Annotated in this window: 7 protein-coding genes; 2 read left to right on the forward strand and 5 right to left on the reverse strand. The window is 68.8% G+C overall.

The window, feature by feature from the left end; translation table 11 throughout:
* Positions 1 to 89: 89 nt before the first annotated feature.
* From C1I93_RS10960 to C1I93_RS10980, 5 genes are all read right to left on the reverse strand, one after another.
* Positions 90 to 776: a DNA alkylation repair protein gene (locus tag C1I93_RS10960; RefSeq protein ID WP_111243147.1), complete on the reverse strand. Its 687-nt coding sequence runs from the start codon at positions 774 to 776 to the stop codon at positions 90 to 92.
* Positions 777 to 828: 52 nt separating this feature from the next.
* Positions 829 to 1,482, reverse strand: a complete 654-nt coding sequence (locus tag C1I93_RS10965; RefSeq protein ID WP_111243148.1) for an SRPBCC family protein — start codon at positions 1,480 to 1,482, stop codon at positions 829 to 831.
* A gap of 47 nt (positions 1,483 to 1,529) precedes the next feature.
* Positions 1,530 to 1,874, reverse strand: a complete 345-nt coding sequence (locus C1I93_RS10970) for an ArsR/SmtB family transcription factor (RefSeq protein WP_111243149.1) — start codon at positions 1,872 to 1,874, stop codon at positions 1,530 to 1,532.
* A 96-nt stretch (positions 1,875 to 1,970) separates the two neighbouring features.
* Entirely contained in the window at positions 1,971 to 3,392 is a 1,422-nt protein-coding gene (gene rox / locus C1I93_RS10975; protein ID WP_111243150.1) for a rifampin monooxygenase, read from the reverse strand.
* A 230-nt stretch (positions 3,393 to 3,622) separates the two neighbouring features.
* Positions 3,623 to 3,955: a winged helix-turn-helix transcriptional regulator gene (locus C1I93_RS10980; protein WP_111243151.1), complete on the reverse strand. Its 333-nt coding sequence runs from the start codon at positions 3,953 to 3,955 to the stop codon at positions 3,623 to 3,625.
* Between the two features lie 86 nt (positions 3,956 to 4,041).
* On the opposite strand from C1I93_RS10980, the gene C1I93_RS10985 reads away from it, so the two are divergent.
* Both C1I93_RS10985 and C1I93_RS10990 read left to right on the forward strand, forming a co-directional pair.
* Positions 4,042 to 4,704, forward strand: coding sequence for an NADPH-dependent F420 reductase (locus C1I93_RS10985; protein ID WP_181445114.1), 663 nt, complete (start codon positions 4,042 to 4,044; stop codon positions 4,702 to 4,704).
* A gap of 135 nt (positions 4,705 to 4,839) precedes the next feature.
* Positions 4,840 to 6,204, forward strand: a complete 1,365-nt coding sequence (locus tag C1I93_RS10990) for a glutamine synthetase family protein (RefSeq protein WP_111243152.1) — start codon at positions 4,840 to 4,842, stop codon at positions 6,202 to 6,204.
* The last annotated feature ends 145 nt before the right edge of the window (positions 6,205 to 6,349 follow it).

Genomic DNA, 6,349 nt, shown 5'->3' on the forward strand with positions numbered 1-6,349 from the left:
GGGCCCGGGTAGGCCCGTCGCGATCGGGCCTGGTCACAAGCCCAAGGATGGGGTACGCCGAAGCATCCGGCAACGCAATTGCCTGATGATCATTTACCGGCTGACGCTGTGTCGTGTTGTCGCCGCACCATCTCCCTGATCCAGATCGGGGCGTACGGGGACGTGCAGTTCGGGGGAGTCGGGTAGTCCTTGAGCACACCGAGACGCTCACCGATGTCGAGGGCCCGGTCGCGGTGCTCGGCATGCTCGATCCCGATCTGAGCGAGGCAGTGGTTCATCGCCCACTGCAGCCGGTCCGGGGCATCTCTCATCTCCGCCTCGATGACGTCGAGCAGTCCGGCGAGGCTGAGGCCCTGGGGATTCTTCGCCACGCGTTCGGTGGTCAGTGCCCAGCCGGCACTCGCGACCGCTGGATCCGGATCGGCGGACCAGGCCAGGCGCAACGCCTCGGCGTGCGGGCTGTTCTTCACCACGTAGTTCACCAGCCAGTCGTGCACCTTGGGGGTGCGCGCCTCGCGCAACATGACGTCCAACTCGTCGGGCGGGAACGCCTTCGGGCGGCAGACCAGGGTCGCCAGCAGTCTCGCTGCGGTGTCCTCCGTCTTCCAGAGCTGACGCGCGAGTTCCTGCTGCGTCCTGAGGCGTTTCGCGAGCGCGCGCAGCAGGCTGAGTTTCACACCATGATCGTCACCGTGTTTCTCGTTCGCCTCGCGCGTCTTCGGGTCCTCATACGCGGCCAGTTCGGTCAGCACCTCGGCCACCGTCGGTTCGGTCATCCAGCCTCCTGCCTCTCACGTAGATCACTCGCGCCGCGTGCACATCCGGTCGTCAGTGGGCACCGTCGGTTTCAGGGGAGAAGTGTTGTACCGCGAACGCGATGGCCGCGGCGATGTCGTCGTCGCTGGTTTCCCAGGCAGCCTGGATGACGGGGCCCCAGGCGTGGCAGCTGCGGGCGGCGAACTCCTTCGCCTCGGGGGTGTCCTCCCAGGTGGCACAGTCGAAGCTCACGCCGTTGAGGAACATGTCAAGAGCGATCAGCGTGAGATCCCAACCGCCGCCGATTCCGATCGTGCCACCGGGACCGTAGGTGTTCACCAACTGATCGACGATCTCGGCGGGCGAGGCGTGCTCCAACTCGAAGATGGTGCGGCCGTCGTCGCTGGGCGTCAGGCGTACCTCGACCTCGGTCGGCATGCCCTCGCCCAGGACCCAGGTCACCTTGATCAGATGGGGTTGTTCGCAGCGCAAGATCTCGCCGCCGGCATTGTTCTTGAGCTGGAACCTGCCGCCGACCCGCAGGTCACCCTCGATCGGGCCCAGCCAGCGGCTGAGCCGTTCCGGGTCGGTGCAGGCACTCCAGACGTCCTCGATCGGGGCGCCGTAGGTCCTTCGCAGCAGCAGTGATCGCCCTGCCCCGGTGGCGACCGCCTGGTTGCCGATCTCCCGGTGGGTGGCGTTGATCTGGTTGATGATGTCGATCACGTCTTCTCCTCGCTGACGGCTCGCCTGCTGGCGGTGATTCCGTGTTCCTACGGATCGCCGCGCTCTTCGCGGCGTTGACGTTTGCCGCGGGCGAGTTCGGTGGCCAATGCGTCCAGGCGCTGCTCCCAGAACTGCCGGAAGCGCTCCAGCCAGACGTCGATCTCCTGCAACGGCGCCGCCTCCACGCTGTAGAGGCGGCGCGTGCCGTCTGGGCGGACGGTGACGAAACCCGACTCCCTCAGGACTCGCAGGTGTTGCGACACCGCAGGTGGCGAGATGCCGAACTCGGCCCGGATGGCCTCGCTGACGGATCCGGCGGCCTGTTCGCCGTCGGCGAGCAACTCCAGTATCCGGCGTCTGACCGGGTCGCCGAGGACGTCGAACGCGTGCACGATCGAACTATTTCAGGCCTAGCTTAATTAAGTCAAGGCTGAGGTTGTCCTCGTGCAGACGGCCGTCGAGCAGTTCATCCGGGGATCGCGACCCGACTAGGCGGCGCCGAACCAGCGGGGCAGGTGCCCGACCAGGTCGCGCTGGTCGTCGCCGACCCAGGCCACGTGACCGTCCGGTCGCAGCAGCAGGGCGGGGGCCGGCACCTCCTCGCTGACGTCGACGACATGGTCGACCCGGTCTGCCCAGCCGTCGACCGAGAGCTGGCCGGTCTGGTCGAGCAGCAGACCACGGCCGGCCCGGGTCAACTCGTAGAGGCGTCCCTGCTTGAGCCGTACGTCCCGCATCCGCCGGCCGAGCAGGTCGTGCCCCGGGCCGAAGTCGTAGCGGATCGCGGTCGCGATGATCTTCTCGGTGAGGTATCTGTTCACCTCGTCGAAGTCCATCAGCTCCGACAGCAGCCGGCGCAGCGCCAGCGCACCCGGCTCGGTGGAGAGCAGCTCCATCTGCGCCCGGGTGTTGTTCAGCACGTCGGCGGCGACCGGGTGCCGTTCGGCGTGGTAGCTGTCGAGCAGACCCTCCGGCGCCCAGCCGGCCACCTCGGCGGCGAGTTTCCAACCGAGGTTGAACGCGTCCTGGATGCCGAGGTTGAGGCCCTGCCCACCGGTCGGCGGGTGGATGTGTGCCGCGTCGCCGGCCAGCAGCACCCGGTCGACCCGGTAGCGCTCGGCCAGCCGGGTCGCGTCACCGAAGCGGGACAGCCAGCGCGGTGAGTGCACCCCGAAGTCGGTGTCCGCGTACGCCCGCAGTTGCTGTTTGAAATCCTCCAGGGTGGGTGGCGCCGAGCGGTCGGCGGCCAGCCCGTCGGCGGGCACCACGACCCGGTACACCCCGTCCTTGACCGGCCCGAGGCCGAACCGCTTCTGCGTCTGGCGGACCTTGGTGACCACGGCGACCACGGTCTCCCACGGCACCCCCACCTCCATCTCGCCCAGCAGCGTCTCGGTCCGGCTGGGCTCGCCGGGGAAGCCGACGCCGAGCAGCTTGCGGACGATGCTGCGCCCGCCGTCGCAGCCGACCAGGTAGCGGGAGCGCAGCTGCGTGCCGTCGGCCAACTCGGCGGTCACCCCGTCGGAGTCCTGGCTCAACCCGACCAGTTCGCAGCCACGCCGGATCTCCGCGCCGACCTCGGCCGCGTGCTCGGCGAGCAGCCGATCGGTGACCGGCTGCGGGATGCCCAGGACGTAGGGATGCGCGGTGTCCAGCCGCTCGGGCGCCGGCTTGTCCATGGCGGCGAAGAAACCACCGACCGGGTACCGCTTGCCGAGCGCCAGGAACCGATCCAACAGGCCGCGCTGGTCGAGCACCTCGATGCTGCGTACGTGCAGGCCGAGCGCGCGGACATAGCTGGTCGGCTCGGTGTCCCGCTCCAGCACCAGCGTGCGTACGCCGTGCAACCGCAACTCGCCGGCCAGCATCAGGCCGGTCGGCCCACCCCCGGCGATGATCACGTCAAACATCCGTACCCCCATTGTGGTTTCGGCCAGCTGCCTTGCGCGGTCCGGCGCGCCCTTAGCGGATCTTTGATTCCGCAGGTCCTGGCCTCGGCCGCAGATTCTGCGGCATCACCCGGGTCTTGCGGCAAGACCCGGGGTGCGATATACGTTAGAGGTGGCAGGGAGACTGGTTCTTCCTGCTTTTCTCGTTCGTGGCGCAGCCGCAGGCTCTCGACACCGCCGTTTCGCCGTGGTCAGGCCAGTTCGGCCTGGTGTTCCGCGGCCCACTGGGCGAGGTACGCGAGGGGACCGTTCGCGAATGATTCGCCGAGTGTGGTGAGCCGATAGACAACACCACCGTGCCCTGCTGTCTCTTTGCTGACGAGGGTCCGCGCCTGCAGGCGGCGCAGCGACTGGGTCAGCACCTTGTCGCTGATACCGCCGATGCGTACGAGCAGGTCGTTGCGGCGGACCGGCCCCAGCCGTAGGGCGGAAAGCACCACCGGATCCCAGGAATGGTTGATGAGTTCGGCCGCCGCCCGCACGTGGCAGTCCGACACGAATGTCTGGCAGTTCTCATCGAGCACGTATTCCAGTGTGGCAGCGACCGCCTACCGGTTGGTAGGAATCGCGTTCGTAACGTTCTCGGCATTACCGCATGGAGGGAAGAGCCATGAACGTGGGAATCGTGGGCACCGGCAACCTGGCCGAGACGTTGGGTCGGGCCTGGGCCGGCGCGGGACACACCCTGTCGGTCACGGGACGTGACCCGCAGCGGGTCACGCAGGCCGTCGACCGGATCGGGCGGGCCGCGAACGCGGTCGACCCCGCCGACTTCGCGGCTCAGGTCGACGTGGTCGTGGTGGCGGTCGCCTGGGACGGCTTGACGGCGGCGCTGACCTTGATCGGCGCGGACGCGGGCAGGCTGGCCGGCAAGACCGTCATCGACTGTACGAACGCCATCGACTTCGCCACCGGCGCGCTGAAGCCGACCTCCGGCTCGGCGGCCGAGCTTGTTGCCCGCACCGCCGTCGACGCACACGTGGTGAAGGCGCTGCATCTCTTCGCCGGCGCATCCTGGCCGTACGAGGGCCCCCAGGACGCCGCCCCCGTCGTCGCCATCTGTGGCGACGATCCGAGTGCGCTCGAACGCACCACGACGTTGATCCGGGATCTCGGCGCCCGCACCGCCGTGGTCGGTGGCCTGACCGCTGCCCGCCAGTTGGAGGAGGCGGCCGGATTCGTGATGCGGGTCGTCGCCGCCGGTCACAACCCGAGGTCCGCCGTCCCCGATGTGGACCCGGCGCTCCTGCGCGCCGCGCCTGCGGCCAGCTAGAGCCCGGCGGAGGGGGACAGGTCACGCATCGTCGGTTCCTGGCGGTTTGCCGGGGGAGGGGAAGAGGGTACGACCGGGGCGTCTCATTGACGGTGATCGGCTCGGCCGGTAGACCTTGGTGATGGAGGCTGGCGGATGAGGAAAGCACCGCTCACGTTGGAGCAGTTGCGGGTCGCCATCGCCGAGGGCGAGATCGACACGGTGGCGCTGGCTCTGGTGGACATGCAGGGCCGGTTACAGGGCAAACGATTCCACGCGCCGTACTTTCTCGACCAGGTCGTCGCGCACGGCAGCGAGGGGTGCAACTATCTGCTCGCCGTCGACGTGGACATGAACACGGTCGACGGGTACGCGATGTCGAGCTGGGACCGTGGCTACGGCGACTTCGCGATGCGGCCGGACTTCGACACGCTGCACCGGGTGCCGTGGCAGCCCGGCACCGCGATGCTCCTGGCCGACCTGGAGTGGCTGGACGGCAGCGGGCCGGTCACCGCCTCGCCCCGGCAGATCCTCCGCCGGCAACTGGACCGGCTGGCCGGGCACGGGCTGACCGCGTACGCGGGGACCGAGTTGGAGTTCGTCCTCTTCCGCGACTCGTACGAGCAGGCGTTCACCCGCGGCTACCGTGGCCTGACCCCGGCCAACCAGTACAACGTGGACTACTCGCTGCTCGGCACCGCCCGGGTGGAGCCGCTGCTGCGTCGCATCCGCACCGAGATGGCCGGTGCCGGGTTGACGCCGGAGAGCGCCAAGGGCGAGTGCAACCTCGGCCAGCACGAGATCGCCTTCCGGTACGACGAGGCGGTGGCCTGCGCCGACCACCACGTGATCTACAAGAACGGCGCGAAGGAGATCGCCGCCCAGGAGGGCATGTCGATCACGTTCATGGCCAAGCCGAACGATCGGGAGGGCAACTCCTGCCACATCCACTTCTCGCTGCGTGACTCCGCCGGCGGCTCGGCGATGCTCGGCGACGGCCCCGCCCACCTGAGCGTCACCGGTCAGCGGGTGCTCGCCGGGCTGCTCGCCACGATGCCGGAGCTGAGCCTCTTCTTCGCCCCGAACGTCAACTCGTACAAGCGTTACCAGCCGGGTTCGTTCGCCCCGACCGCGCTGCGCTGGGGCACCGACAACCGCACCTGCGCGCTGCGGCTGGTCGGGCACGGTCAGGGCATGCGGGTGGAGAACCGGGTGCCGGGCGCGGACGTGAACCCGTACCTGGCGATCGCGGCCCTGGTGGCGGGCGCGCTGCACGGCATCGAGCACGAGTTGGAGCTGGGTGCGGAGTGCACCGGCAACGCGTACGACGACCCGACGGCCGAGCGCGTCCCCGGCACCCTGCGCGACGCCCTGACCCGCTGGGAGTCCTCCGAGATCGCCCGCGCCGCCTTCGGCGACGAGGTGCACGCCCACTACGCCAACATGGCCCGGGTCGAGCTGGCCGCCTTCGATGCCGCCGTCACCGACTGGGAACTCGCCCGTGGCTTCGAACGCCTCTGACCACCCCGCCCCCACCTGTTCGCATCGATCATGCAGTGGTGGTGCCCGGATCAGGTGGTTCTGCACCATTCATGGGGCACCACAAGTGCATGATCGACGAAGGAAGTGACGGGGGAGGAGGGGCGGCGTGGGTGAGGTGCGGAAT

Source organism: Micromonospora endophytica, assembly GCF_003236305.1.
In the GTDB taxonomy this organism is placed as follows: Bacteria; Actinomycetota; Actinomycetes; order Mycobacteriales; family Micromonosporaceae; genus Micromonospora; species Micromonospora endophytica.

What these genes read in the sequence shown, in the direction of transcription:
- C1I93_RS10960 (WP_111243147.1), bottom strand. Translation starts at nt 776, where the DNA reads ATGACCGAACCGACGGTGGCCGAGGTGCTGACCGAACTGGCCGCGTAT.
- rox (WP_111243150.1), bottom strand. Translation starts at nt 3,392, where the DNA reads ATGTTTGACGTGATCATCGCCGGGGGTGGGCCGACCGGCCTGATGCTG.
- C1I93_RS10985 (WP_181445114.1), top strand. Translation starts at nt 4,042, where the DNA reads ATGAACGTGGGAATCGTGGGCACCGGCAACCTGGCCGAGACGTTGGGT.
- C1I93_RS10990 (WP_111243152.1), top strand. Translation starts at nt 4,840, where the DNA reads ATGAGGAAAGCACCGCTCACGTTGGAGCAGTTGCGGGTCGCCATCGCC.